Source organism: Acidisoma sp. C75 (assembly GCF_054665095.1).
Map to the genome: position 1 here is coordinate 416,706 of NZ_BAAFHD010000002.1, position 26,860 is coordinate 443,565.

Annotated in this window: 25 protein-coding genes and 1 tRNA gene; 12 read left to right on the forward strand and 14 right to left on the reverse strand. The window is 67.3% G+C overall.

Annotated elements, in window-relative coordinates:
• Positions 1-25: 25 nt before the first annotated feature.
• Entirely contained in the window at positions 26-721 is a 696-nt protein-coding gene (minC, locus tag ACYQ7X_RS04215; protein WP_459695586.1) for a septum site-determining protein MinC, read from the reverse strand.
• Between the two features lie 206 nt (positions 722-927).
• Between minC and ACYQ7X_RS04220 the strand changes: the two genes are divergently transcribed.
• On the forward strand, positions 928-2,259 hold the full coding sequence (locus ACYQ7X_RS04220; RefSeq protein WP_459695587.1) for an MFS transporter: 1,332 nt from the start codon (positions 928-930) through the stop codon (positions 2,257-2,259).
• A gap of 24 nt (positions 2,260-2,283) precedes the next feature.
• Here ACYQ7X_RS04220 and ACYQ7X_RS04225 read toward each other — a convergent pair whose 3' ends face one another.
• Positions 2,284-4,167, reverse strand: a complete 1,884-nt coding sequence (locus tag ACYQ7X_RS04225; RefSeq protein ID WP_459695588.1) for a transglycosylase domain-containing protein — start codon at positions 4,165-4,167, stop codon at positions 2,284-2,286.
• A gap of 236 nt (positions 4,168-4,403) precedes the next feature.
• Between ACYQ7X_RS04225 and ACYQ7X_RS04230 the strand changes: the two genes are divergently transcribed.
• Positions 4,404-5,315, forward strand: coding sequence for an NAD(P)-dependent oxidoreductase (locus ACYQ7X_RS04230; RefSeq protein WP_459695589.1), 912 nt, complete (start codon positions 4,404-4,406; stop codon positions 5,313-5,315).
• 12 nt (positions 5,316-5,327) lie between these two features.
• Positions 5,328-5,414 (forward strand) — tRNA-Leu (locus ACYQ7X_RS04235).
• 5 nt (positions 5,415-5,419) lie between these two features.
• Here the strand turns inward: ACYQ7X_RS04235 and ACYQ7X_RS04240 are convergent.
• Positions 5,420-5,869 carry a bleomycin resistance protein gene (locus tag ACYQ7X_RS04240; protein WP_459695590.1) on the reverse strand — a complete coding sequence of 150 codons (450 nt, stop codon included), beginning with the start codon at positions 5,867-5,869 and terminating at the stop codon, positions 5,420-5,422.
• Between the two features lie 50 nt (positions 5,870-5,919).
• On the reverse strand, positions 5,920-7,401 hold the full coding sequence (locus ACYQ7X_RS04245) for a mannitol dehydrogenase family protein (RefSeq protein WP_459695591.1): 1,482 nt from the start codon (positions 7,399-7,401) through the stop codon (positions 5,920-5,922).
• Positions 7,402-7,524: 123 nt separating this feature from the next.
• On the opposite strand from ACYQ7X_RS04245, the gene ACYQ7X_RS04250 reads away from it, so the two are divergent.
• Entirely contained in the window at positions 7,525-8,307 is a 783-nt protein-coding gene (locus ACYQ7X_RS04250; protein ID WP_459695592.1) for an SDR family oxidoreductase, read from the forward strand.
• Positions 8,308-8,409: 102 nt separating this feature from the next.
• Here the strand turns inward: ACYQ7X_RS04250 and ACYQ7X_RS04255 are convergent, their stop codons facing one another.
• Both ACYQ7X_RS04255 and ACYQ7X_RS04260 read right to left on the reverse strand, forming a co-directional pair.
• Positions 8,410-8,631, reverse strand: a complete 222-nt coding sequence (locus tag ACYQ7X_RS04255; RefSeq protein ID WP_459695593.1) for a DUF2934 domain-containing protein — start codon at positions 8,629-8,631, stop codon at positions 8,410-8,412.
• 66 nt (positions 8,632-8,697) lie between these two features.
• On the reverse strand, positions 8,698-9,912 hold the full coding sequence (locus ACYQ7X_RS04260; RefSeq protein ID WP_459695594.1) for a multidrug effflux MFS transporter: 1,215 nt from the start codon (positions 9,910-9,912) through the stop codon (positions 8,698-8,700).
• A 203-nt stretch (positions 9,913-10,115) separates the two neighbouring features.
• Here ACYQ7X_RS04260 and ACYQ7X_RS04265 point away from each other — a divergent pair, with 203 nt between their 5' ends.
• Positions 10,116-12,758 carry an MGH1-like glycoside hydrolase domain-containing protein gene (locus ACYQ7X_RS04265; protein WP_459695595.1) on the forward strand — a complete coding sequence of 881 codons (2,643 nt, stop codon included), beginning with the start codon at positions 10,116-10,118 and terminating at the stop codon, positions 12,756-12,758.
• The gene (locus ACYQ7X_RS04270; RefSeq protein WP_459695596.1) at positions 12,755-13,105 is read left to right on the forward strand and encodes a hypothetical protein; all 351 of its coding nucleotides are present in this window, start codon (positions 12,755-12,757) and stop codon (positions 13,103-13,105) included. The genes ACYQ7X_RS04265 and ACYQ7X_RS04270 overlap by 4 nt, the downstream gene beginning before the upstream one ends.
• A gap of 685 nt (positions 13,106-13,790) precedes the next feature.
• Here ACYQ7X_RS04270 and ACYQ7X_RS04275 read toward each other — a convergent pair.
• Positions 13,791-14,021, reverse strand: coding sequence for a DUF1902 domain-containing protein (locus ACYQ7X_RS04275; protein ID WP_459695597.1), 231 nt, complete (start codon positions 14,019-14,021; stop codon positions 13,791-13,793).
• 254 nt (positions 14,022-14,275) lie between these two features.
• Between ACYQ7X_RS04275 and ACYQ7X_RS04280 the strand changes: the two genes are divergently transcribed.
• The 5 genes from ACYQ7X_RS04280 to ACYQ7X_RS04300 all read left to right on the forward strand — a co-directional run bounded on the left by ACYQ7X_RS04280 (position 14,276) and on the right by ACYQ7X_RS04300 (position 18,374).
• On the forward strand, positions 14,276-14,941 hold the full coding sequence (locus ACYQ7X_RS04280) for a hypothetical protein (protein WP_459695598.1): 666 nt from the start codon (positions 14,276-14,278) through the stop codon (positions 14,939-14,941).
• Positions 14,942-15,066: 125 nt separating this feature from the next.
• Positions 15,067-15,468 (forward strand): MarR family winged helix-turn-helix transcriptional regulator, encoded by a 402-nt coding sequence (locus ACYQ7X_RS04285; protein WP_459695599.1) that lies wholly within the window; start codon positions 15,067-15,069, stop codon positions 15,466-15,468.
• Between the two features lie 53 nt (positions 15,469-15,521).
• The gene (locus ACYQ7X_RS04290; protein ID WP_459695600.1) at positions 15,522-17,342 is read left to right on the forward strand and encodes a chloride channel protein; all 1,821 of its coding nucleotides are present in this window, start codon (positions 15,522-15,524) and stop codon (positions 17,340-17,342) included.
• Positions 17,343-17,346: 4 nt separating this feature from the next.
• Positions 17,347-17,553: a hypothetical protein gene (locus tag ACYQ7X_RS04295; RefSeq protein ID WP_459695601.1), complete on the forward strand. Its 207-nt coding sequence runs from the start codon at positions 17,347-17,349 to the stop codon at positions 17,551-17,553.
• Positions 17,554-17,654: 101 nt separating this feature from the next.
• On the forward strand, positions 17,655-18,374 hold the full coding sequence (locus ACYQ7X_RS04300) for an HPP family protein (protein ID WP_459695602.1): 720 nt from the start codon (positions 17,655-17,657) through the stop codon (positions 18,372-18,374).
• On the opposite strand, the gene ACYQ7X_RS04305 is transcribed toward ACYQ7X_RS04300, so the two are convergent.
• From ACYQ7X_RS04305 to ACYQ7X_RS04330, 6 genes are all read right to left on the reverse strand, one after another.
• Complete coding sequence (locus ACYQ7X_RS04305) at positions 18,357-18,626, reverse strand: hypothetical protein (protein WP_459695603.1); 270 nt, start codon at positions 18,624-18,626, stop codon at positions 18,357-18,359. The two genes, ACYQ7X_RS04300 and ACYQ7X_RS04305, sit on opposite strands and share 18 nt — an antisense overlap.
• Positions 18,627-18,628: 2 nt before the next feature.
• Complete coding sequence (locus tag ACYQ7X_RS04310; protein WP_459695604.1) at positions 18,629-19,063, reverse strand: group III truncated hemoglobin; 435 nt, start codon at positions 19,061-19,063, stop codon at positions 18,629-18,631.
• A 491-nt stretch (positions 19,064-19,554) separates the two neighbouring features.
• On the reverse strand, positions 19,555-20,703 hold the full coding sequence (locus ACYQ7X_RS04315) for a beta family protein (protein WP_459695605.1): 1,149 nt from the start codon (positions 20,701-20,703) through the stop codon (positions 19,555-19,557).
• A 7-nt stretch (positions 20,704-20,710) separates the two neighbouring features.
• Positions 20,711-22,006: an XRE family transcriptional regulator gene (locus ACYQ7X_RS04320; RefSeq protein WP_459695606.1), complete on the reverse strand. Its 1,296-nt coding sequence runs from the start codon at positions 22,004-22,006 to the stop codon at positions 20,711-20,713.
• 321 nt (positions 22,007-22,327) lie between these two features.
• Positions 22,328-23,827, reverse strand: a complete 1,500-nt coding sequence (locus ACYQ7X_RS04325; RefSeq protein WP_459695607.1) for a flagellin N-terminal helical domain-containing protein — start codon at positions 23,825-23,827, stop codon at positions 22,328-22,330.
• Positions 23,828-23,843: 16 nt separating this feature from the next.
• Positions 23,844-24,332 carry a hypothetical protein gene (locus ACYQ7X_RS04330; protein ID WP_459695608.1) on the reverse strand — a complete coding sequence of 163 codons (489 nt, stop codon included), beginning with the start codon at positions 24,330-24,332 and terminating at the stop codon, positions 23,844-23,846.
• A 50-nt stretch (positions 24,333-24,382) separates the two neighbouring features.
• Here ACYQ7X_RS04330 and ACYQ7X_RS04335 point away from each other — a divergent pair, with 50 nt between their 5' ends.
• Complete coding sequence (locus ACYQ7X_RS04335; RefSeq protein WP_459695609.1) at positions 24,383-24,679, forward strand: helix-turn-helix domain-containing protein; 297 nt, start codon at positions 24,383-24,385, stop codon at positions 24,677-24,679.
• 218 nt (positions 24,680-24,897) lie between these two features.
• Here the strand turns inward: ACYQ7X_RS04335 and ACYQ7X_RS04340 are convergent, their stop codons facing one another.
• Positions 24,898-26,100: an AAA family ATPase gene (locus tag ACYQ7X_RS04340; protein ID WP_459695610.1), complete on the reverse strand. Its 1,203-nt coding sequence runs from the start codon at positions 26,098-26,100 to the stop codon at positions 24,898-24,900.
• Positions 26,101-26,860: the final 760 nt, after the last annotated feature.

Here is a 26,860-nt window from a genome sequence, read left to right on the forward strand (position 1 = left end):
CCGCGTCGTCCGTGCCGGATGGCACCTAGCTAATCTCGGTAATGATGATGGAGGAGCCTTCGAGGCGCGCCATGATGGACTTGCCGCGATAGGCTTCCATATCCTCCGCCGTCATATAGAGACCGTCGATGGAAATGAGTTCGGCATCGAGCTTGCGGCAGAAGATGCGCGCCTGCGGATTGCCGGTGACCCCCGCGATGGCGCGGCCGCGCAGCACACCGTACACATGGATGGACCCGCCGGCCATGATTTCCGCGCCGGAGCCGACCGAGGCGCTGACGGTGAGGTCGCCCTGCGGGAAAAGGATCGTCTGCCCGGAGCGGACGGGCTGATCGAGGACCATCGAGGTCGGCTCCGGCGGCGGCGGCTCGTCCGGCGGATCGTCCGGCACTTCGTAGAGGCCGAGCGGCCGGCCGCCGATCAGCGGGCCGCCGACGGATTGGATCGCAGGCGTCAGCCCATCCGCGCCCTCGGCGCCGATGATGCGGATGCCGCGGCTGCGCAACTCGTCGAACAGCGTGTCGAGATCGGGGTCGTCCTGCGGGATGGCGGAGAGATCGACCACGATCGGGCGCCCGGCGAAAAAGCTCGCCGAACGTTCGATCTGGGCGTCCAGCTCACCCAACCAGGCGCGGAGCGGCGCGTCAGGCGAGAGCACGAAGGCCATGAAGGACCGGCCTCGAACGCGAAGATTGGGGCGGGTGCGCGAAAGAGTTGTCACGCACGAGCGGTATCCTTGGGGCTTGGAAAGGTCAACGATTTTTCGCGTAGTTTTACTAGATGATGGGGAACGACGCAGGGTGGCACTCCATATCTTGCGGTTGAAGAGGGAAGACCCCCCTGGCTCTTGAGTGATCGGGGCGCGCCCGCGCCCTTGCAAACCCGGCGCGGCGGCATTCCTTTCTGGGCAGAGACCCCAAGATCGGGATGGAATCGATGCCCCTGCCGCCGCCGATGCCTCTCCATACCGCGCCGGGCGAGCCGCCGCGGACGTCAGCCGCGCCGCCTGCCGCCACCGTCTTCGCCTGCGTGCTCGGCAACGCCCTCGAATTCTACGATTTCACCACCTACACCTTCTTCGCGGTGGAAATCGGCCGCAGCTTCTTCCCGGCGCATGATCCGGTGGTCTCGCTGCTCATCTCTGTCGCGACCTTCGGGGTCGGCTTCTTCACCCGCCCGCTCGGCGGGCTTGTCATCGGCGCGTTGGCCGATCATGCCGGGCGGAAGCCCGCGATGCTGCTGACGATCGGCCTCATGGCCTTCGGCATGCTCATGCTGGGGCTGATGCCGCCTTTTTCGGCGATCGGCTACGCCGCGCCGGTGCTGGTCGTCATCGCCCGGCTCATCCAGGGCTTCGCGCTCGGCGGTGAGGTCGGGCCGGCGACGAGCTATCTCGTCGAAATTGCGCCGGATGACCGGCGCGGGCGGCTCGCCTCCTGGCAGATCGCGAGCCAGGGCTGCGCCCTGCTCAGCGCCGGGCTCATCGGCTTTCTCCTCGCTCACAGCCTCTCGCCCGCGGCGATGGCGGGATGGGGCTGGCGGATCGCCTTGCTGCTCGGCCTCAGCATCGTCCCGGGCGGCCTCTATATCCGCAGCCGCCTGCCCGAGACGGTGGCGGCCGGCGCGGCCATCCGGCGCCGCGGCGCCGGCCGCGTGCTCGCCCAGCTGCTCATCGGCTATCCCCGGCCGCTCATCCTCGGCCTCGTCGCCATCATGGCGAGTACCATCTCCGCCTATGTCGGGCTCTATATGACGACCTATGGCGAAACCGCGCTGCATCTGAAGCCGCCGGCGGCGATCGCCGCACCGGTGATCAGCGGCCTCACCACCATCGTCTTCGCGCTCGCCGGCGGCTGGCTCGCGGATCGCATCGGCCGCAAGATCGTCATGCTGGCGCCGCGCATCCTGCTCATCCTGCTGATCTACCCGGCCTTCCTCTTCCTCGACGGCCACCCCGCGACCGTGACGCTGCTCTGCACCACCGGCCTCATGTCCGTCCTCGGCTCGCTGAGTTCGGCCGCGCTGATCGTCGCCATCCCCGAAATGCTGCCCGCGGCGGTGCGCGCTTCGGGGCTTTCCACGGTCTATGCCTTCGCCGTCACGGTCTTCGGGGGGACGACGCAATTCGTCCTCGCCTGGCTCATCGGCGTCAGCGGCGATCCGCTCTCGCCCGCCTGGTATATGATCGGCTCGGGGATTCTCGGCGTCATCGCCATGGCGCTGATGCCCGAGACGCGGGGGCGCCCGCTGCCCCGCTAAGCCGCGTGGCAGGCGCACGCCGCGTCAGGGGTGGACGACGGCGAGGGCGACATCGTGGAACAGTGCCGCCGGCAGCGTGCCGCCGGCGACTGTGCCGGCCATCGGGCTGTCATTGTCGTTACCCACCCAGACGCCGATGACATCGCCCGCGATGCCGCCGATGAACCAGGCATCGCGGCTCGATTGCGTGGTGCCGGTCTTGCCGCCGACGAAATAGCCCGGCACGGCGGCCGCGCGGCCGGTGCCGTAGGAGACGACGGCACCCAGCATCTGCCGCATCGCGGCTGCCTCCGCCGCCGTCATCACCGGCACGGGCGGGGCCGGCGGCGCGATGAGGTCTCGCCCTCCGGCGAAGAGCCCGGTGATGCCGTGCGGCACCACGCGGTGCCCGCCATTGAAGAAGGCGGCATAGGCGGCGGTCATCTCCAAAAGCCCGACATTGGCGGTGCCGAGCGCGATCGTGCCGTTATCGGGCAACGGGTCGGAGACGCCGAGCCGATGCGCGATAGCCGCCACCGCCCGCGGGCCGCCGGCGGCCAGCATCAGCCGGGCGGCGGCGGTATTGAGGGAATAGGCCAGCGCCTCGGTCAGCGAGACGGCGCCGCGATAGGTCCGGTCGTAATCATGCGGTGACCAGCCGCCGATCCGCACCGGCGCGTCGAGCACGGTGCTTGCCGGCGTCATGCCCGCCTGCAGGGCACCGAGCCAGACGAAAGGCTTGAAGCAGGAGCCTGCCTGCCGCCGGGCGAGCACGGCGCGGTTGAAGAAATCATGCCCATCATTGGATCCGCCGACCATGGCGCGAACCGCGCCGGTGGCGGCATCGAGCACGACGATCGCCCCCTGATGCGCCTGGGCGGCGATGCCGGGGCCGGCGAGCATCGCCGTCAGCGCCCGCTGCGCGACGATCTGCAGGCGCGGATCGAGCGTCGTCGCCAGCCGCGAATCGGTATTCTCGGGGATGAAGGGCCCGGCCTGCTGCGCCGCCCAGGAGGAGAACCAGTAATCCGCATCGGCCGAGCGCGGCACAACGGTGATGGCCGCCGCCGCCGCATCGGCCGCTGCCTGGGTGATGTCATGGGCGCGGACCATGGCGGCCAGCACCTCGCGGGTTCGGGCCGCCGCCGCCGCCGGATCGGCCAGCGGATTGAAGCGGGAGGGCGCCCGCGGCAGGCCCGCCAGCATCGCCGCCTGCCACAGCGTCACCGCGCTTGCCGGCACGCCGAAATAGGTCTCGGCCGCGGCATCCATCCCCCAGGCGCCGGCGCCGAGATAGACGCGGTTGAGGTAGATTTCGAGGATTTCGGCCGGCGTGAAGTGATGCGTGAGCCAGAGCGTGAGCAAGAGTTCCTGCGCCTTGCGGCGGAAGGTGCGGGCGTCGCTGAGAAAGAGCGTCTTGGCGACCTGCTGGGTGAGGGTCGAGCCGCCCTGGACGATCCGCCCGGCGGTGAGATCGACGACGACGGCGCGGGCCATGCCGAGGAGATCGATCGCGCCATGCTGCCAGAAGCGCCGATCCTCCACCGCCACCACCGCCTCCGGCAGATAGGCGGGCACCGATTGCAGGGTCAGCGGCTGGCCGGTGTAATCGCCGAAATGGGTGAAGGGGCGGCCGTGCATGTCGCTGAGCACGAGGGAAGGACGGCGCATTGCCGCCATCCCGGCCGAGGGGCGCGGCAGATCCCAGCAGAAGTAGAGCAGCACCAGCGCGGCGGCGAGGCCGCCCCAGACGGTGACGAAGATGCTCCATTTGACGAGGCGCGGAATGAGGCGGAGCCAGGAGCGGCGGCGCCCGCCACGCTCGGTCGGGCCGGCTCTGCCGCTTTCTCCCTCCTCCGCCGGGAAGGCGGTGTCCTCCATGAGGCCGAGGACATCCTCCTCGTCCGCCACCTCGTAGCGGGGTGGCACATAGGGCGCGTGGGCGGGCGGGGCACGGCCGCCCGCCCATCCTGCGGGCGCTGGCGGGAGCCGCGGGGGTTTGCCGTCGGGCTTCAGGTGAAACATGAAGAACGCACGCTATCGCCCCGGGATACCGGGCGAGATTTGCGGAAAGACCGAGGCTGCGTCAAGCAGATGCGTGCTCTTGCCGAAATTCCGCCGCGGCCCCAGCCTGCCGGTGAAACGGATGAGGGAGGCAAGGCGGCATGAGAGGCATCTACCCGGATGCGAGCGGCGGGCTGGATGCGGTCTTCGCCCGGGTGCATCGGCCGGATGATCCCCCGATCTTGGTCGGCCGGCGCAAGGTCATTCAACCCGAGGAAATGCCGGCGCTGTTCGCCGGCTTCGATTTCATCCTCAACGACCACACCACCCTGCCGACCGAGGCGATGGCCGCCTGCCCGGACCTCCGCCACATCATCTTCCTCGGCACCGGCGCGCAGTCCTATATGGACGTCGCCGCGATCGAGGCGCTCGGCATCCGCGTCCATACCATCCGCGGCTATGGCGATACGGCGGTGGCGGAACATACGATTGCGCTGATGTGGTCGGCGGCGCGCAATATCGCGATGCTCGACCGTGGCGTTCGCGCCGGCCTCTGGCCGCGCGGCAATGGCGTGCAGCTTACCGGGCGGACGCTCGGCCTCTACGGCTTCGGCGGCATCGCGGCCGAGGTCGCGCGGATCGCCGCGGGCTCGGGCATGCGGGTGCTCGCCTGGAATCGCACGCCGCGCAGCGCCCCCGGCGTCAGTTTCGTCGATCTGCCGAGGCTGCTCGCCGAGAGCGATGTGCTCTCCCTCCATCTCCTGCTGACGGAGGAGACGCGCGGCGTTCTGGATGCGGCGGCGATCGCGGCGATGAAGCCGGGGGCGATCCTCGTCAACACCGCCCGCGCCGGGCTGGTCGATACCGCCGCGATGGTCGGGGCGCTAAGGGCTGGGCATCTTCGCCACGCCGCCCTCGATGTCTTCGATCGCGAACCGCTGCCGGCAGAGGATGTGCTGACCAGCCTGCCGAACGTGACGCTGACCGCGCATGACGGGTTCAACACGCCGGAAGCCTCGGAAAGCCTCATCCGCATGGGGCTGGATATCGCCAAGCGTCTCACCCAGGGCTAAGGTGGGTCCGATGCGGACGTGGCGGAACCGGTAGACGCAGCAGACTTAAAATCTGCCTCCCGGATGGGAGTGCGGGTTCGATCCCCGCCGTCCGCACCAGCGCGTCAGGCCGGCCCTTCGCCGAGCGGCATGGCGAAGCGGATGAGATAACCGTCCGGATCTTGGACGAGAAACTGCCGCTGCCCGATCTCGATGGTGTCCGCGCGATACCATTTTTCCTCGGGCGCCATGAAGAGCGGCCAGGTGGCATCGGCAAGGCGCGCCAGCATCGGCCCGATATCGCTGAGCGTGATCTGGAAATTGATGCCCCGGCCGAGCGGGCGCTCCATCGGGCCGGTAATCCAGTTTCGCCCATGCCCCGCTTCTTCGAGCATCAACTGGGCGCCCTCCTGGTCGAGATAGGCGAAGCCCTCTTCCAGCCGATGGTAGGCGATCGCGAAACCGCAAAGATCGCGCCAGAAGGCGAGGCTCGGACCGATCTCGGCGACCAGTAGTTCGGGCACGAGCGGCGCCCAGCGAAATGCCCGCCCGTGAACCTCCGCCGAGCGCGCCATTCCGCCGTATTCCGCCACGCCGCGCGCTCGCCCGCTCAGCCCTTGCCCGCTCAGCCCGCGACGATCTCCTTCAGCGTCGCCAGGGTGCCGCGGGTGGCGAGGCTTTCCCGATAGCTCTGATAGGTGCGGACGAAGCCCGGCGCCTTCTCGATGCCGAGGCCCGCGAAGATCGGCAAGCTCAGGAAGGCCATCGGGTCGGCCTCCGCCGCCGTCGCGCGGTCGGCCTCCGTCAGCCGCGGCTCGGGCGTGTGGAAGCGCTCGCCCTTATCGTCCACCCCGCCGAGGCAGCGGGCAAAGCAGGCGAGCAGGAAGGCGAGGCGGCGGTGGTCCTTGCCCTGTTCCAGCACGCTCCGCAGCGTATCGCCCGAGAAGATCGGGATGCGGGATGCGCCGTCCGTCGCGATGCGGATCGTCTGGTCCCGCGTCGCCGGGTTCGAATAGCGCTCCATCAGCTTGTCCCGATAACCGTCGAGCGGCATGCCCGGCGCTGGCTTGAGGAGCGGGATGACGTCCTTGTTCCAGAAATCCATCAGCAACTGGGCGATGAGCGGATCGGCCACCGTCTCATGCACCAGCCGATAGCCCGCAAGCGTGCCGGGGAAGGCCAGCATGCTGTGCGAGGAGTTGAGCATGCGGAGCTTGATCTGCTCGTAGCTCCAGACATCGTCGGTGATCTGCACGCCCGCCTTTTCCCAGGCCGGGCGGCCGAGGCGGAAGTGATCCTGCACCACCCATTGGATGAAATCCTCGCAGAAGACGGGAATTTCGTCGGCGATGCCGCTCGCCGCGTTGAGGCGCGTGCGGTCGTTCTCGGAGGTCGCGGGGGTGATGCGATCCACCATGCTGTTCGGGAAATCGACCTCCTGCTCCATCCATTCGGCAAGTTCCGCATCCCGCGCGCGGGCGAAGCTCACGAAGGCGGTCTTCGCGACATGGCCGTTATGGCGGAGGTTGTCGCAGGATTGGATGGTGAAGGCGGGCAGCCCGGCGGCGCGGCGGCGGGCGAGCGCTTCGGCCACGAAGCCGAAGGCCGTGCGCGGGCGGCCGGGATTGGCCAGATCGTGCTGGATATCCGGGGTGTCGAGCTTGAAGGCCTGGGTCTCGTCGTCGATATTGTAGCCGCCCTCGGTCAGCGTCATCGTCACGATGCGCACCGCCGGATCGCAGAGGCGGGTGAAGACCGCCTCCGCATCGTCCGGCGCGAAGAGGTATTCGATGATCGAGCCGATGACGCGGATCTGCGGCGTGCCGTGCGGCGGGCAGACGGTGAGGGTATAGAGGCAATCCTGCTTCGGAAAGCTCTCGGCCTTGGCCCGCTCGCGCGGATCGTCGAGCAGCCCGACGCCGCAGAGCGCCCAATCATCATGGCCGCCTTGGGCGATCAACTGATCGAGATAGACCGCCTGATGGGCGCGATGGAAATTCCCGACGCTGAAATGCACGATGCCGGCGCGCAGCCGGCTCCGGTCGTAGCCGGCCCAGGCGACCCCGGCCGGCAGGGCGCCGAGGGCCGCATTGTTGAGTGGGATCATGGGCGTCCTTCCCTTGGAGGTCTCGGTCTTTCGGTTGGTGCGCAGCGCGACCGCCAGGGCTGACAGCCGGCTCCGAATGGTCCAGCTTTACTGCGATGGATGGGGTGTTGGGAAGGATCTGAAATGGATTTGGGGCTTAAAGGACGCCGAGCGATTGTCTGCGCGGCGAGCAAAGGCCTGGGCCGCGCTTGCGCCACCTCCCTCGCGCGGGAGGGCGTTCACGTCACCATTACCGGGCGGGATGCGCTGCGGCTGGAGCAGACCGCCCGGGCAATTGCCCACGAGACGGGCGGCCGCGTCGATATCGCGCCCGGCGATATCACCACCGAGGAAGGCCGCGGCGCCGCCCTCATCCTCTGTCCGGAGCCCGATATCCTGGTCAATAACGCGGGCGGGCCGCCGCCGGGCGATTTCCGCGCCTGGGAGCGGGAGGACTGGCTGCGCGCGATCGACGCCAATATGCTGGCGCCCATCGCCATGATGCGCGCGGTGGTGGATGGCATGGCGGCGCGGCGCTTCGGCCGCATCGTCAATATCACCTCGGCCTCGGTGAAATCGCCGATCCCCCATCTCGGCCTCAGTAATGGCGCGCGGGCGGGGCTCACCGGTTTCGTCGCCGGCCTCGCGCGGCAGGTGGCGAAGCATAACGTGACGATCAACAATCTTCTGCCCGGGCCCTTCCGCACCGATCGTCTGGCCAAGACGATGGAGGAGGCCGCGCGGCGCGCCGGCCATACGATCGAGGAGGAGATGGCGCTGCGCGCCCGCCAGAACCCGGCCGAGCGCTTCGGCGAGGCAGAGGAGTTCGGCGATGCTTGCGCCTTCCTCTGCTCGGCGCGGGCGGGCTATATCGTTGGGCAGAACCTGCTGATGGATGGCGGCGCCTTCAACGCCACCCTCGGCTGATCAGGCCGCTGCCCCGCATATGCAGCGCCCCGCCATCCCCAGGCAAGGCGCCGGGAAATGGCGGGGCCCGCGTGTCACGCCGTCAAAGCACCGCTTGGCCGGTCAGCGGGTGAAGGAGGGAGGGTCGCTCGCCGGGAAGCTCTCGGCGCTTTCCTCGTCCACCCGCTCGGAGGAGGCTTCGCCGGTTTCGCCCTTATCCACCATCGCCTCGGCCCTGACCCAGAACTCATGGTCGCGGCCTTCGGGGCGGCCCTCCTTTTCCCAGAGGTCGTAGGCGATATCCCGGATACGCTGCAGGCGATCCTGGTCGTCCGTGCCGGACATTGCTTTCTCTCCCGTGCTGAAGGCGGCGGCGCCGCTTGCGGAGAGATTGACTGCCCTAGCCCCCGTTCAAGGGAGCGGGGTGGCGCGGGGGCGCGCCGCGCCGGTCTTTCGCACAAATATGAACCAGGCGGCCGAGGCGCCGCAGGCGGAAAGCGCCATGAAGGCCGCCATCGGCCGCGCCGTGCCATCGGCGCAGAGGCCCATCAGCGCCGTCATCACCGAGCTTGTGGTGAATTCGAGCCCGACGCCGAGCGCCGCCGCCGCCCCGGCGGTCGCCCCGAAAGGCTCCATCGCGGTCAGGAAGGCCGGCCCCATCATCAGCCCCAGGCAGAAGAAGATGGTGAGCGTGAGGGCGATGAGCGGCCAAAGCGCCGTCATCCCCGCCATCACCAGGGCGGTCAGCAGTAGCGCCGCCAGGGTCGCGATACTCGCGAAGACGCCGATCAGCGGCATCGCGCCATAGCGGCGCATCAGCGGCGCGGTGAATTGGCTGATGCCGATGAGGGCCATGGCATGCGCCGCGAAAACCATGCCGTAGACCGTGGGCGCCAGGTGATGGAGGCTGACGAAGACGAAGGGCGAGGCCGCGATGAAGCAGAACAGCACCGCCTGGGCGAAGGCCGCGATGAGCACCGGCAGGATGAAGACCCGCTGGCGGAGGAGCCGCCCATAGGTGCTGAGGATGGCGAGCGGCCGCGCGCTCACCCGCCGCTCGGGCGGCAGCGTCTCGGGCAGGAAGCGGGCGATCATCACCATCACCAGCAGCGCGATCACGATCAGCACCAGGAAGATCAGCCGCCAGGAGCCGTATTGCACGATAAGCCCGCCGAGCACGGGCGCGAGAATGGGCGAGACGCTGAGCGCCAGCATGGCGAGCGAGAGGAGGCGCGCGGCGTCGGGGCCGGTATGCTCGTCCCGCACGATCGCCATGGGGATCACCGCGGTCGCCGCCGCGCCAAGCCCCTGGAAGAAGCGGGAGGCGATGAGGATGTCGATACTGGGGGCGAAGGTGGCGCCGAGCGAGGCGACGGCGAAGATCGCGATGCCGACATAGCTCGGCAGCTTGCGGCCGAGACTGTCCGAAAGCGGCCCGTAGATCACCTGGCCGATGGCGAGCGCCACGAAGAAGCTCGTCATGCTCAGCTGCACCGTCCCGGGGCTGGCCTTCAGCTCGGACGCGATCGCGGCGAAGCCGGGGCTGTACATGTCGATCGCGAAGGCGCCGACGGCGATGGTGAGCCCAAGCACGATGGCCCGGCGATAGAGGGAAGGGCCGGACATGCGAAACCTCATGCTGGGGAGAGCGGGGCGGGGCGGCGGGTTGCCGCGCCGCAGCATAAGCCCGGCGCGTGCCGCCCGCCAGAGCGGGCGGCGGGTGCCGGCGGCTCCCGCAGCTGCTCACCTGGCCGGTTTCCCCCAGGGGCGCGCCCGGATATAGGTGGCAGTGGCGCCCTTGCGCCGCGCATCCGACCGGAGCCCGCCGCATGACCACCGCCCCCTCCGCGCTCTTCGCCACCAACGAGGGCAAGCGGCTCGCCGCCTGCCGGGCATCGCGCAAATGGCGCGACTGGGGGCCTTATCTCAGCGAACGCCAATGGGGCACGGTGCGCGAGGATTACAGCCCCAACGGCGATTCCTGGACCTATTTCACCCATGATCAGGCGCGCAGCCGGGCCTATCGCTGGGGCGAGGACGGGATTGCCGGCTTCGGCGAACGGCACCTGCGCTGGTGCCTCGGCCTCGCTCTCTGGAACGGGCAGGACCCCATCCTCAAGGAGCGGCTCTTCGGCCTCGCCAACGAGGAAGGCAATCATGGCGAGGATGTCAAGGAACTCTACTACTACCTCGATGGGCTGCCGACGCACAGCTACATGCGGATGCTCTACAAATACCCGCAAGCCGCCTACCCCTATGAGCGGCTGATCGCCGAGAACCGCGCGCGCGGCTACAACGATCCCGAATTCGAACTGCTCGATACCGGCCTGTTCGACGCGGGGCGCTATCACGATGTCTTCGTCGAATACGCCAAGGCGGCGCCGGACGACATTCTCATGCGGGTGACGGTCGTCAATCGCGGGCCGGAGGATGCGGTGCTGCATGTCCTCCCCCAGCTCTGGGCGCGCAATATCTGGGATTGGACAGGCCGCACCGACATTCCCGAAATCCGCCGGCTGGGCGCGGGCGAGGCCAGTGCCCGCCACCCCGACCTGCCGGAGATGCGCCTTCACCTCGGCCAGGACGCGGCGCTGCTTTTTTGCGATAACGAGACGAATAGGCGGCGGATCTATGAGGAGGCGGATGCCGCCGGGCCGTTCAAGGATGGCATCAACGATTACGTCCTGCATGGGCAGGAGGCTGCGCTCCGCGCCGAGGGCTTCGGCACCAAATGCGCGGCGCATCATGTGCTGAGCGTGCCGGCCGGCGGTGAGGCGGTGTTGCGGCTGCGCTTCCGCCCCGCCGCCGCTGGCGCGGCAGACGCCTTCGCCGATTTCGACGCAGTCTTCGCCGCCCGCCGGCAGGATGCGGATGAGTTCTATGCCGTGATCCAGGAGAAAATCACGGATGCCGATGCCCGGCTCGTGCAACGCCAGGCCTTCGCGGGGATGCTCTGGTCCAAGCAATTCTACGATTACGACGTGCGCACCTGGCTGATGGGCGACCCGGCCGAGCCGACGCCCCCGGCCAGCCGCTGGCAGGGCCGCAACACCGATTGGGTGCATATGCGCAATGCCGATATCATCTCGATGCCGGATAAGTGGGAATATCCCTGGTACGCCTCCTGGGATCTCGCCTTCCACAGCCTGCCGCTGGCGGCGATCGACCCCGATTATGCCAAGGAGCAGCTGCTGCTTCTGGTGGGCGACAACTACATGCACCCGAACGGCCAGCTGCCGGCCTACGAATATGCCTTCGGCGACGCTAATCCGCCGATCCATGCCTGGGCGGCCTTGCGCGTGTTCGAGACCGATCGGCGGCTGACCGGCGTGCCCGACTACGTCTTCCTCAAGCGCATGCTCAACAAGCTCTCCCTCAACTTCACCTGGTGGGTGAACCGGCGGGATGCGGGCGGGCGCAACATCTTCCAGGGCGGGTTTCTCGGCCTCGACAATATCGGCATCTTCGACCGCTCATCGCCGGTGCCGATGGGCGGCACGCTCAGCCAGTCGGACGCCACGGCCTGGATGGGCATGTATGCGCTCAACCTCGCGCGGATCTCGGTCGAACTCGCCTTGATCGACTATGCCTATCAGGACATGGCGGTCAAATACTTCGAGCATTTCCTCTACATCGCGGAAGCCGCCGCCAAGCATGGCGGGCTGTGGGACGAGCAGGATTCCTTCTTCTACGATCGGCTGGAACTGCCCGATGGTCAGCAGATCCCGCTGCGGGCGCGCACCATCGTCGGCCTCATCCCGCTCTTCGCGGTCGAGGTCATGCGCTATCAGGAGGAGCCGCGGCTGCCCGAACTCGTTGAGCGGCTGAAGTGGTTTCTCGGCAATCGCCCCGATCTCGCGGCGCTCGTCTCCAACTGGAACGTGCCGGGGCAGCACCGCCTCTCGCTCATGTCCATGCTGCGCGGCCACCGGATGAAATGCCTCCTCCAGCGCATGCTGGACGAGAGCGAGTTCCTCTCCGATTACGGCGTGCGCTCGGTCTCCAGGGCGCATGAGGCCAAGCCCTATGTCTTCGCCTGGGGCGGGCGGGAATTCACCTTGCCCTATTGGCCGGCCGAATCCCATTCCGGCCTCTTCGGTGGCAATTCCAACTGGCGCGGGCCGATCTGGGCGCAGATGAACTATCTCATCATCGACAGCCTGCGGCAGTTCCACGCCTATTACGGCGAGGATTTCAAGGTGGAATGTCCGGTGGGCTCCGGCCGGATGCTGACGCTCGCCGAGATCGCCGACGAGATCGGCCGGCGGCTCACCCGGCTTTTCCTGCGCGATGCGGAGGGCAATCGGCCGATCCATGGCAACTGCGCGCTCGCGCAGCGTGACCCGCATTTTCGTGATCTGCCGCTCTTCTACGAATATTTCGACGGCGATAACGGGCGGGGCGTCGGCGCCTCGCATCAGACCGGCTGGACCGGGCTGGTCGCCCTGTTGATCGCGGAGACGGCGGGATGAACGATCGGCCGCGGGCGCTGCCCTTCTCTCCGGCGGAGCGGAGCTTTCTGCGCCACGAACTCGCCGCGGCGGCCGGAAAGCGGCCCTCCCTCGCCGAGGGCATCCACCTCGCCCGCTGGACGAGCGGGCCGCGCCGGGGTGAGCCCAAGATCGCGCCGGTGCTCGCCGGGCTCATCGAGCGCGGGCTGATGGATCTGCCGGCCGAGGATCTCGGCACCCGCGCACGCTTTACCGAGACCGGGCTCGCCGCACTCGCAACTCTGGTGGAGGATGGCCGCTACCTCGATGCGGAGCGTTTCGGCTATCTGCGCGCCGAGCTTGGACTGCCTGAACTGCCGCCGCTTTAGCGAGCCGTAGGGCCTTCGGCCGCACCGGGCGTGGTCACCGCGCCGGGTGTGGTCACGTTCCCGTCAACGCGGCGGCGCGGCGCCCGGCGTTCTCGTCGCGGGCCGCGGCGAAGCAGAGGTCGGCTCTCGCGGAAAGTCCCAAGCTTGCGGAAGAGGTAAGCGCGCCAGGGTAGTCCTGCATGAATGTTATGCAGCGCGACGGATTGTCCGCCTCGTCCGGCTGCGCCACCTGTAGGACGAGCTCTCGGGAGAGGCCATTCCTCCAGTTTGAGCCGGGCGGCTCAACACAAGGCCATCCTCCCTAACCGCAGCGTTCCCTGGGGCTTACGCGCGCTGCGGCATGGGCAAAGGCGGGCCTCTTGAATTTAAAGCCTAAGGATTGCCACCGCTCTCCCCGCTCCGTGCCGCAAGTAGCGGTGCGGGGCGGGCACGAGCACCTCCGCCTTCCCGCAACCCCCTCGCGCCTTCGCTCTTCCCGCGTGGAAGGGCTGGGCCAAGATCGAAGAAGCTATGAGAACCCTCAAGCGCTGGATCTATCTGAGTTCGGTCGCCGTGGTCGGCGCCGCGATCGGCGTGCTGCTGCTGCGGATGAACGGCTACGCGATCTGAGACGGCAAAAAGGGAAGGCCTGGGCTCAGGCCTTCCCTTTTGTCATGCCGGTGAGGGGTACGAGGCGGCGCGGCCCTCAATAGGGCCGGGCGATGATCTCCGACCGGCTGGCGATGAAGGAAATCGAGATCGGTCGCGGCCCGGCATTATAAGCTTCCCCCGGGACCACGAGATCGAGCATCCGATCCCGCACATCGGCGATCAGATCCTCCATCGTCGCGGCCTGCACCGCGAGCTCCGGGAAGTCCGCGCTGCCGCCGCGCCATACCCTGCTATCCGCATCCCAATAAGCTTTGACTTCGTACATGCTCAACCCCTCCCACTCCGAGGCCGGGCCGCATCGCCGGCTTTTTATCGGGTTTTTGGCTTGCCTGTTGCATCGCTGCATCGGGAAAATGCGCCTCGGGCCGCCCGACTTCAAGTTAACTCGGCAACAGAAATTGGCGCGATCCGTTCACATGTTACGGAACCCGCTCGATTTTCCTGGGGCGGTGCAAAGCTAAACCCGGGTTTAAGCAAGTTCCCCTACATCCGGTGCCTGGGCCAGGATGGAGCGGGGTGATGCGCAGAGGCTGGAGGCATGTTTTCGGGGCGCTGACGATCACCGCCCAGCTCGCGGCTTGCGCTCAGCCGCCAGGCGGCGCGTCTGGCGCAAGCGGGCCGCCGCCGCTGCCGCTCTCCATGCTGCGCGACCGGACGGAGAGCAATGCCGCCGCCATCGCCGCCTTCGCGAGTAGCGACCCGGGCTGGCGCATCTGGCTGGAGGCCTTCGGCGCGACCGCCGGAGCCGCCGCGCTGCTCGCCAACCAATCCATGCAGGATGTGCAGACCATCGCGCTTTCCGAGGCAATTGCCTTCGCGCGGGATCGCTACCGTGTGGCGACCGGCTTCTACCTCCGCCCGATCATGGTCAAATCGAGCTGCCTCGACCTGCCGGGGGAGACGAATGGCGCCGTCGCCCTCCCTTCCGGTCTCGTGCTCCGCTATCGCCTCCTCTCCACCGCCTGGGTGCAATTCCCCAATGGCAGCAGTTGCCGGCAAGCAACGGGCTATGTCAGCGAGGTTGATTCCCCCGGCGGCCTCGCCATGGCGACGGTGAGCGACCAGAGCAGCATCGATTGGCAGAGCAACTTCGCCCTCGCGCTCGGCTGGAACGCGCCGTTCGAGCAGATCGCCCGCGAGGATAGCCTCTCCCTCGCCAATCTCATGGCGCTCGCGCGCCGCTAGCGCCGCGGATCGTCGCACGGCGTGAAGTGTGGCCGCCCGAAGTGTAGCGGGTCAGAGTATAGCCTTCCGCCCGTTCGGCGCCCTAAGTTCGGCCGATGCAGCCCAGTCGCCCGCCAGACGGCCGTTTGACCGACGCCGATTATCGCACCCTCGCCGCCATCCGCGCGACGCTGCGGCGCTTCGCGCATTTCAGCGAGAATGCCGCCAAAGCCGCCGGGCTGACACCGCAGCAGCATCAGGCCCTGCTCGCCATTCGCGCCTCGCCCGAGCGGGCCTTGTCCATCGGCGAACTCGCCGAGTTTCTCCTGATCCAACCGCATAGCGCGAGCGAGCTTGCCGACCGCCTGTGCAAGGCGGGGCTGGCCGACCGCAAGCTCGATGGAAAGGACCGGCGGATGGCGAAGCTGCATCTGACGCCGACGGCCGAGGCGGTTCTGCTGACCCTCTCCGTCACCCATCGGGATGAGCTTCTGCGCTTGCGGCCGCTGCTGAACGACCTGCTGACCGGCCTCGAAGAGGGCGCTTGATTATATCGTGACACGATATATAACGCGCGGCTCTTCATGGCGCGGATCTGGGCATGACGGCTGGTAGCGATGGCTTCCCTTCGACCAAGAGACTGGGCGATTTTACGGCAGGGCCGCGTGTTCTGCTCATTGCCGCGATGGGGCTGGTCGCGGGTACAGGCGGCGTCGCCGCCGGTTGGGTGCTTCTCCGCCTGATCGCCTCGGTCACCGCCCTGGCCTATGCCGGGCTGATCACCGGCAAGGGGCCAGCCGCCCATCTTCCCGCCTGGACCCTGCTCGTCCCGATCCTCGGCGGGCTTGCCATCGGGCTGATGGCGCGCTTCGGCAGCGAGAAAATCCGCGGCCATGGCATCCCCGAGGCGCTGGAGGCGATCATCCTCGGCGGCTCGCGCCTCGGCCTCCGGGTCGCCATCCTGAAGCCGATCTCTTCGGCGATATCGATCGGCACCGGCGGGCCTTTCGGCGCCGAAGGGCCGATCATCATGACCGGCGGGGCCATCGGCTCTCTCTTCGCCCAGCTCTTCGTGCTGACCGATATGGAGCGCAAGACGCTGCTCGTGGCAGGCGCCTGCGCGGGCATGACGGCGGTCTTCGGCACCCCGGTTGCGGCGATGCTGCTCGCGATCGAGTTGCTGCTCTTCGAGCTGAAGCCGCGCAGCTTCCTCCCCGTGGCGACCGCCTGCATCACCGCGGCGATCGAGCGACACGACCTTCTGGCACCGACGCCGCTCTTCCCCTTCGCGGGCAGCGTCGTGATCGATCCGCTGCACGGTCTCGGCTGGCTCGGTATCGGCATCGCCACGGGCTGCGGCTCCGCGCTGCTGACGATGATGGTCTATGGGGCGGAGGATGCCTTCGCGCGGCTCAGGCTGCATTGGATGTGGTGGCCCGCGCTGGGCGGCCTGGTCGTGGGCTTGGGCGGGTTGATCGATCCTCGGGCCCTGGGCGTCGGCTATCCGAATATCGCGCAGATGCTCGTGGGCTCCCTGGCCGGATGGCTGGCGCTTCGCCTTGTGCTGGTCAAGGCGGTGATCTGGGCGGTGGCTCTCGGCTCCGGCACATCGGGGGGCGTGCTGGCGCCTTTGCTGATGATCGGCGGCGGGATGGGCGCCGTTCTCGCGCCTTGGCTGCCGCAGGCCGCGCCCGGCTTCTGGGCCGTGCTCGGCATGGCGGCGATGATGGGCGGCACCATGCGCGCGCCGCTCACCGCCGCGATCTTCGCGGTCGAACTCACCGGTAATCATGCTGTGCTGCTGCCGGTCATCACCGCCTGCATGGCGAGCTACGGCGTTACCGTTCTGGTCATGAAACGGTCGATCCTGACGGAGAAGCTGGCGCGGCGCGGGCACCATGTCACGCGTGAATATGGCGTGGATCTCGCCGCCCTCGCACGCGTGCGCGATATCATGTCGGCGCCGGTCGAGGTTCTGCGGCATGACATGACGGTCGGCGCGGCCATCGACTTTTTCGTCGACCAGGAGCACCGGTACCGCGCTTATCCGGTGGTCGATCCCGAGCGGCGGTTGACCGGTCTCGTCTCCCGGGCGGACGTGCTGGCCTGGATCGGCGCCGGCACGCCGCGCGAGACGCGACTGTCGGAGATGGTGGGCGGTCTCGCCGCGGCCATCGCCTTTTCGGATGAGACGATCGCCGCCGCCGCCGAACGCATGGCGTCTCGGCACAGCCCGCGCATGCCCGTTCTGGACCCGCAATCGCGCAAGCTGGTCGGTATCCTCTCGCGCGGAGACCTGCTCAAGCTCTACCGCCGCAGCTTCGAAGCGGAAACCCTGCGTGCGGCGTCCTTTATCCGCGCGCGAGCCTCATCCAGGCGCGCGCTGCCGGCAGAGGAGCGGCCGGCTGAGGCGGAGGGGTGAGGCCATGGCGGTGGGGCAGAACCATCGGCCTCAGCCGCAGCCGGCGCCGGACGAGGGCGCCGCTCCACGACACGCCATGCCGGCGAGGCTCTATCTCATTCTGGGCTTCGTTCTGCTTCTGGCGGCCTGCGCGGCCGTCGGCCTCATCGCCGGTTGGATCATCCTTGTGCTCTGCGGGCGGCTGCTGCCGCTCGGGCATGCGGGTCTTTAGACCGGAGCAGATCCCGGTCCGATCTGATAATCCGACAACAACAAGCGCACGGATCGAGGGGCGCGCAGGTGCCCGCGCACCGCTCCAGAGCAGGATCGTTCATGGCTTTCTTCCGACGCTTTCTGCCGCAACCGCAGCCGATCACCCTGAGCGAGGGCCTGCGCAGCAGTCTCGGTGCCTTGCTTGGCATCGCGATCACCGGCCTCGTCAGCACCGCCTGGCTTGGCTCCGGCGATGGCCTGCCATTGCTCATGGCCCCGATCGGCGCCTCGGCGGTGCTGCTCTTCGGCGTGCCGGCAAGCCCGCTCGCCCAGCCCTGGTCCATCATCGGGGGCAATCTGGTTGCGGCCCTGATCGGCGTTACCGCGGCGCACTGGCTCACCGCGCCGCTGGTGGCGGCGGCCGTCGCGGTGGCTGCCGCAATCGCCGCCATGACGGCGCTGCGCTGCATCCATCCGCCGAGCGGCGCTGTGGCGTTGACGGCGGTGCTCGGCGGCCCGCACATCGCGGCTGCGGGCTATGGCTTCGCGCTGGTCCCCGTGGGGCTGAATTCGCTGCTGCTCGCGATCGTCGCGCTCATCTACAACAACGCGACCGGCCGTTCCTATCCGCACCACGCGCATCCGCCGCTGCATCCGCACCCCCCTGCCGCGATCGCGCTCGATCCCGCCGTGCTCGACGAGGTGCTCGCGGATTACGGGGAAACGATCGATATCGGCAGAGACGATCTGGCGGCGCTGTTCCAGGAGCTTCTCAGCCGCGCCCAGGATCCGGCCGCCAGGCTGCCGAAGGAGCCCGCTCCCCTATCCCACGACCGCTGATCCGGCCGGGGTCAATTCCAGCCGCCACCGGCAATGCAGGGAGCCGCTGTCGATCCTGACCGGATCGTAGACATAGCCGGCGCGGACGGCGGCGGTCATCGCCGCATGCCAATCTTCGGGCGGGCCATGCTGCGGGAGCCTGGCGGCCAGCTCCGCGATCGCCCTCTCCGGGCTGTCGCTGGCCAAAGCTCCGCCGCGCAGCAGCGCGAGCAGGGGGAGGAGAAGCGGCGGATCGTCGCGCGCCGGCTGCACGCTCAGCCGCCCTGTCGGCGCGGCATCTCGCCCCGCGCGACGGAGGCGCCCATCTCAAGGCTGGCCGCGATACGGCGCGCCTTTTCCATCAGATAACGCACCGCGGGCTCAGGGCATGTCTCGCGCGCCGCCTGCTCGAAGAGGGAGAGCCAGCGGGCGAAATGCGGCCCGCGCAGTTCGAGCGGCATATGCGCCGCCATCGGCTGGCCCTGATAGCGCCCGGATGTCAGAGCAACCGAGGACCAGAAGGCGGTGATCCTGGCGATATGGTCGTCCCAGTCTGCGACATGCGCGAATTTTTCGCCGATCTCGGGATCGTGCCGCGCCCGCTCGTAGAAGGACCGGACGAGCCGTTCCAGAACGACCTCGTCAAGCCCTGCCGCCCCGCCGCTGCGCGGCGGCGTCTCGGCGGGGGCTTCAGGCGGCTGAGCGTGCATGGGGGAGATCCTCGATCGTGCCGCCGATCCTACCCGTTCCGGGCCGAAATGTCTCGTGTCACGATATAAGCCGTAACTGGGAGCCTCTGGAGGCGCTGGATCGCAGGGGGGGGGAAGCGGCCCGGCCGCATGCACGCCGCGCAGCAAGGCTCCGCCTTGGTAGCGGGCAGCGGCGTCCCTGCAACGGCACTCTGCGTTAATAGAAAGACGTGGCGCACCCGTGAGGACTCGAACCTCAAACCCCCAGATTCGTAGTTTGTTGCGACATCGCAACGTATGGCCCGCGATTGGCCTCGATGGTCTGCGTTCACCCACGCTCGCCGCTGGGGCGAACCGGGGTTATGCCACGGTGCCCTGCGGTCGCCCTCGGAAGCCTTCGGTGGCCGCGGGGGAAATAGGGGGGACGCTGTTGGGAGGCAGCCTGGCGCTCTGCACCAAACCGAGAGGCTAGGGATGCCTCGCCGGACATAGCTATCATCCCGGATTTTACCTCAGCCTCCGACGAACATATCCCGCTGGGTGGGTGGCGGTGGGGCCGCCGCAGCCTGCCGGAGCGCGAACCCGCGCACGTGCCCGATGTCGGCGATGACACGAGTGATGTGGTGAGTCGTGTTGATCGCCCGCCAGTTGGCCGCGTTGCCGGGGCCGGCCCGCCCGTACGCCGTCCGGAAGATATAATCATCGGCCGATGAGAAGGTCCGGCCAGCAAACTGGCCGCTATCGACGATGCGGCGGCAGACGTCTTGCATCACGGCAGCGTTCGGCCCATTCTTCTCGCCGCGGTGGACGAGCCATGCATCGGGCGTCGTGTAGCGGTAGTGGCGGATCGCTCGTCCGCCGCCATCGCCGAATGCCATCGTCGCGCAGTCCGCTGCGTAGTCGCCGAAGATCATGTGCTCGGCTGTGGCCTGGTCGAACTGTACGGCTTGGCGCCACGCCATCCACTCGGTGCGCGGGACCAAATGGCTGCCGCCGGCGGACGCAGGATTCTTGTCAGGATAGTTGGTGCCCTGAAAGATCACCATTCGCCACAGACCCAGCTCCTGCAGCAGTTCGAGGGCGCCGCCGATGATGGGGGCAACGATCTCCGGCTGGCTGAACTCAGCGTCCGCGAAGTCGGCGACGATGGCGCAGTCGGCGGGCGAAAGGCCCATCGACGACAGATGGTCTAGCAGCGGCAGGAGCTCGTCGCGTCCGACTAGGTGGCCCGACGGCACGACGATACCAAGGCGCACAGGCCCGGAAGCACAGGCAGCTTGATAGGCTCCCCGAGTTTCGATGGTCAGGTCGGCAGAGGCAATCATGGGAATGGCAGGGACGCTGGCATGGCGGGCGCGTTCGAGCATCCTCGGCAACCAGCGTCCGACCGTTTCGCGGCCGAGTTCGCGGAGGAGATAGGTTGCATCCACGAGCACACTGCGGCCCCGCCAATGCGCGGCTAGAGCGTCTGCGATATTCGGCTCGTCCTCAAGCTTGAAGAGCTGCGCTTCGAGCGCCTGGTCTCGCTCACCCGCTGGCGGCACGACCATCCGTGGCAGGACGCGGTCTGCTACGTCGGATGCCAGGGCGCGGAGGCCACCCAGCTCGCCCGACTTCATTCGTAGGGCCGGCACATACGAGGGTTGGGTTGCGCTGGCCATCGGCCTCCTACCTCCGTGGCATGAGCTGCGCGCGGACGCGGCCGCGGCCGATCTTGTTCGAGAACTGAGAGAAGTCGTTGCGCTCCATCCTGATCCTGCCGAACGGGATCGCGGGGTGGATACCGAGTTGCTGCGCCAGCCTCTCCACCGGCTCGGGTGTCCTGGCGATGCGCGCCGGTGATCGCGTCCAGACCTCCTCGGGGATGAGGAGGTTACTGGCGAAGGCGTTCGCCTCCTGCTCCATCTCTACGACGTCCGCCGACGCCGCATGATCCGGCAAAGTCATGTCGTCGAAGAAGCCGGCCGCGAGCCCTGTCCGGTAGTGCAGCACGATGTGGGCAATCTCGTGCACGAGGGTGAACCAGAAGTTGTCGATCGCGTCCCGCAGCAGCGTCATGCCGATCACTGGCGTGCCATCGACGAGGAATGCCGCGCCGTCGACCTTCATGCCGACTATGTGCGGTTCAATGACCAGGACGATGCCGTGCTCGAGAAGTAAGTCGCGGGCGCGAACGGGCCCGTCATCCAAGCGGCTCAGGTGGACGAGGTCGACCAGCCACGACACGTTCATCGGCCGGTAGGCGGGTTTCCGCTCTTCGATGATGCTCTCCGCGACTCTCGTGACCTGCGCCTTCCAGGAGAGAAGCACCCAATCCCCGGCGTGATCGACGACGTTCAGTCCGGTGCGCAGCAGTGATGGTGTGCCGTAGCGCAGCACGTGATCGGCAACGTAGCGCTTGAGTTGGCTGCTGGCCTTCTCATCTGGCTCGCCGCCTTCCAGCCATCCGTTCGCGCGGGCATGTCGCAACACTTTCGACAGCTCCTCGCTGGTTGGCGCGCCGTATGAGACAGTCCACTCCTCGTCACGGGGCTCGAGATCAACCGAAAGCCGCGTACCGAGCGCGCGGGCGACCTTTTGGTAGCGATGTAGGCTGATCGACTTGTAGCGCTCCGCCTCGTACCGCTGGATTTGCTGCTCGGGCATGCCGAGCTTGCGCGCCAGATCCTTCTGGGAGAGTCGCTTTACGAGCCTGGCTGCGACGAGCAACGCTCCCGGGTCCCTGCCGGCCTGCCTCATCAGCGACTCCACGTCGCCAGCTTTGGTCTTCTCGTATGCATTGAGCGCCTCGCCGAGCTCGCGCCTCTCGGTTGCGAGCGATCTGCGGACGCCCTCGACCACCTCACGCGGCAAGCCAGACACGATGGCCTTCAGCGTCTGCTCGGACGACAGGGCCGCGTCGAGTTCAGCCAGCTCTGCCTCCGTTTCGCGGGCTTGGCGTTCTGTCGCAATAAGAGCACTCATGACCATTGCCCTTCCTTAACACAACAAAAATGTTGGGTCAAAGTGTCTGGGAGGCGCGCGGTAGTGACTCCCTATGCACGAGCGACCGCGTGGCGGATCAGGAAGTTACTGTGTTTCGCCGGTTGCAGCCTATTAGCTGCAACCGGCCGTCGCGAGGGTACTCTTCTGCTTGGATGGCGAGCAGCGCCATGGCCTCGCTGCCAGCGCCCTCACAAGCACATTCGTGCAGCGCCGCGGTCAGCGGGGGTGAGACGGCTGGTGGCGTATTAATCACGTCTATCAGGGCCTGACCGAGCTTGGCATAGCACGCAGCGGACGGGATCAAGGCAGCAGCGAGAGGTATGCCTGCTGCAGCGTGGTCGAGTTCTTCAGCGCGGCGACGCCGGTCTGCGCCCGGATCTGCGCCTCGGTCAGCGCGTTGCTCACCCGCGGAATGTTGGCGTCCTGCACCACGCCGAGCGCGCTGGTGCTGTTCTCGCCGGCGGTCTCCAGATTGCTGATGGTGGCCTGGAAGCGCTGCTGCACCGCACCGAGCGCGCCGCCCTGAGCGGTCAGGGCTTGCAGGGCGTAATTCACCACGTTGATCGCGGTGTTGGCTCCGGCGGTGGTGGTCAGGTCGATCTGGCTGAGCGAGGTCAGCTGGGAATTGTCCTTCAGGCCGATGGCCGAGCCGTTGGTGAGGCTAAACTCCGCGCTCGACTGGAAGTGCACCTGGCCCTGGATCACGGCGTTCGGCATGCCGCCCTGGTTGATCGGCTCGCCCCGGTTGCCGAGCGACTGCAAGTAGCCGGACGCGGAGGTCCAGTCTGTGAGGGCCATGTTCTGACCGGTCGCCTGGGTGAGGGTGATCTGGCTGCCGGCGCTGTTGAGCGCCGCCGTGATGCCGGTCGTCCCGGTGTAGCTGTTGATCTGCTGCGCCAGGCTCTGGGTGGTCTTGGCGTCGATCTGCACCTGGGTGCCGCCGCTGCCCGCCAGCTTGAAGACGAAGCCGGCGTCCTGCGGCCCGGCGCTGGCGAAGAAGGTGTAGGTCGTGACGGGGACCGCCGAAACGCCGGTCTTGGCTGTCGTGCTGTTGACGGCCGCCGCGATGCTGGCGGCGGATTCGGAGGCAGTGACGTTCGTCGAGCCGGTCTGCCCGTTTGCGCCGGTCCAGGAGACCTTTTTGCTACCAAAGCTCACGGCGACGGGGCCTTGATTGAAGCAGCCGCTGGCCGAGCTCTTGTTGTTGTCTGCGTTGTACGGGCCGCTTGCCTCCGAAGGCGGGACGTTGCCGGCCGCGGTGAAATTCACGGCCGACTGGTTTAGGCCGAGGGCATTGGCCTGGGTGTCGCCGATCGACACCGTGAGCGTCTGTCCTTCGTCGGCGCCGACCTGGAACTGCACGTTCTGGAAGGTGCCGTCGAGCAGGTTTACGTTGTTGAACTTGGTCTGCGTGGCGATGGCGGAGACCTGGGAGACCAGCTGGCTAGCGACGGCCTGCAGGGACTGCGCTTCCTGCGGGTTCTGGGTGCCGTTGGCGGCCTGTACCGCGATCGCACTCAGCCGCTGCACGATGCTGATCTGCTGCTGCAGTGCGCCCTGGGCGGTCTGCAGAAGGGAGACGCCCTGATTGGCGTTCGAGGTCGCCTGACTGATGCCGTTGACTTGAGCGGCAAGGCCTTGGGCGGTGATGTAGCCGGCGGGGTTGTCGGCCGGAGAATTGATCTCGAGGCCGCTGGAGAGTTCGGCGTCCAGCGCATCGTTCGACTGGGCGGATGCGCCGATGCTCGCGAGAGCTTCGAGCGCGCCGGCATTGGTCAGGATCGATCCTACGGATGACATGCAGGTTTTCCTGACCTCAGGCCGCATCCGCCTTGAGGCGCTTCAGCAGGTTCCGCTGCATGACGATCTGGATGGGGACGATGATGAAGCCCGCCAGCGCGCAAGCGACGCTTCCGACGAAGTAGGCGATCCACCAGGACTGCGCGCTGGCGAAGATTTCGAGGCGGGTGGCGCCCAGGAAGCCGTCGAGCAGCCAGCGGAATCCGAAGAAGCCCCAGGCTAGGATCGGGATCAGGATGATGCCGGTGCCCGGCACGCCGACGTACTTCATCAGCATGAGCCATAGGTAGGCGACGCCGACGATGGCGTTGACGACGAGGCGCAGCTGGGTCCTGGCGATCAGGTCGGTGACCGCGGCGGCGTGGCAGGTGTCGCATGTGGGCGGCTGGCGCTTCGCCTGGCAGTCGCCGCAGAGGCCGCGGCCACACGCGCAGGCCGCCACGGCGACCAGGTCCTGATGCTCATGGCAATTCACGCGACGCCCCCCCGTAACGCGGATAATCATGGGCCTATCATGCGTGGATTAATTATCCCCAAACGTCGCTGCTCGCCGTCATGGACGCGCGGGCGATCGTGGCAAGGAACATCAGGCGGCTGAGGGTGATGCGGCAGCTATCGCAGGAGGCGCTCGCCGTAGATGCGGGCATTGACCGAACCTATGTGAGCCGGCTTGAGCGAGGGATCGAGAACCCGACGGTGGCGGTGCTGGAGAAGATCGCCGGCGCGCTGGGAGCGGAGATCATCGAGTTCTTCGTTGTGCCGGAGGCGGGCGACCCGCCGCCTGGCTCGCTCCCCAGCGGCCGGAAAAGCGCCGCGGCAAGGAGAGCAAAAGGCGAGCGGTCGCATCGCTGAGGTGCCAGGGCACGCGCCGCCCAAGGCGACGATCGCGTCGAATTCTTGATGAACGTTAGTCCGAAGGCCATCGGCCGCAGGATCAGTCGGATGAAGTTCTCAGGGCCCAGACGAGGCCCTTACTTGGGATGAAAAGCTGCCCCGACCTTTCGGTCGGGGCAGCATCAGTCGGGTCGCGTGGCGGTATGCCTAGCTTGCGCCATCGCGCGCTGCTGGTATTAGCCTCTTGGGAGCTTTAACAGCTCCAACACCGGTGCCTGGAAGCCGCCCATCTCGACCACACGCACGCGGAGCAGCGTGGGCGCGGAATTCGTGCGCCCGTGGTTCGCCTTGCAGACATCGATCTGGATGGCATCGATGCCTTGCTCTCGCAGCGTCGCCGCACTAGCCGCATCAGGCTCGTTTACCGCCATTACGTAGCGAGCTGCCGCGGTTATTGCGCCCGCCCCCCGGCTCGACGCGAGGCTGACCTTCCCATCCAGCTTCGCCACGTGGTGGACGCCGAGGATCGCGCACTGCCCCCCGATTGCAAGCGCTCTGAGCTCAGACATGACGCCATGCATCTGTCCGTTTTCGTTCTCACTGGCGTTGTGGACCTCGATCAGCGGGTCGATGACCACGAAGCGAGCGCCGGTCTCCTTGATGCAGGCCAGCAGGTTCTTGCCCTTTTTGGTCGCGATGATGCTGATCTCGCCGCCACCCTGATGCTCGCTCACCTTGCGGAAGAGCCTGAAGGGCGGATCACACTTCACCACCTTCAGATTCTGATCCAGTAACGACCGGTCAGCGCCCTTGGCCACGGCTGCCGCGATGATGCGCCGGGAGACATAGCGCCGGCTGTCCTCGGGGCTGATCACCAGGACCGGGAATGGCTTCGGTGGCTTGACGCCCGCGAACTCGGCTCCGGTTGCGACCGACACCGCCGCGCCGATCGTGTAGAGGCTTTTGCCGCGGCCCGGCGCGCCGAGCAGCAAGCCGACCTGGCCGATTTCGAGGCCGCTGAAGATAAAATTGTCCGCTTGGGACGCATCCTTTACGAGATCATCGAGGCCGAGCAGGACGAGCTTCTCGCTGAGCGGGAGCTCTGCCTGCGCAGCAGTTTCCGCGTGAGGCATGTTGCCAGCGAGAGCCGCCATGATGTCTCGCTCAACTGCCTTGGTGGCTCCTTCTGCCGCGTCCGGCACCATGGCCGCGGCCATCGCCTTCTCCGACACTTCCGCGCGTGGGTCCCGTGCCTGTCCCGCGGCGTCTTGAGTTCGCGTTACCTCCTGGTCACGCGCCTTTTCCGAGGCCGGCCCCGCCGGCTCGCTGGTATTGCCGTCTGCATCGGCCTCGGCCGAACGCGCGGCATGGTCCTCTTCCCTGGCCTGGAGCGGCCTATCATCCCGGTCGTCGATGTTGAAGCTACTATCTGCTTCCAAATCGCTGCCCTTCTAGATCAATGCGGCGCTGCACCGCACAGCGCCGCTCTCCGTAGGGCCTAGAATAGCGGATAAGTCCAACGATTTTTGGAGGATGTCCGGCGCCTCTGGGCCGGCTCTCGCGTGATCGTGGGCGGTCCGGAGCCTCGTGCGCCTGCCACTTCTGGACATCAAGGGCGGAAGAGTATCGTCCGCCCAGTCTTTGACCTTTCGCCGACGTCAGGCTGTTGTTTAGGTTGAACTATTGTCGGGAGAATCCGCACGTCCGTTTCGGCACAGAAATGATTAAATCTTTGTAATGAATGGCCGCGTTTCGATTGTGCCCTCAGGCAATCCGTCCATTCGGCTTCTGCCTGCATAGCCAGGCGAGACACGATAGCAGTCCTAAAGCGCCGCCGCCCGATTGCGCCTCCGCGGCGTGGCCACTTGGCTCTGCATGCGATAGTGGCGGGTGTGCGCGCCTGCCGACCGTTCGGCGGTGGCGGCAGTGGCCGTGGCCGGCCGACGGTCGGCTCGATCCGTCCCTAGACGCTGCGCCGATCAACATGGCCGCGGCTGCTCTGAAAGCTGTGGTCTTCTGCCTGGGTCTGGCCAGTCTGAGCGGTCAGGGCACGATCGTGCTAGCGCCCCCGCCGGCCTTCCCACGCGGATGCTCAGCCATTCCGGCGCTTGGCACCATTCCCTTCGGCGCCCGGCGGCCGGTCCTGTCGATAGCGAAATGTGTTGTGGGGGAGGGGGGCGGCCCTTCAAAGGGCCGCCC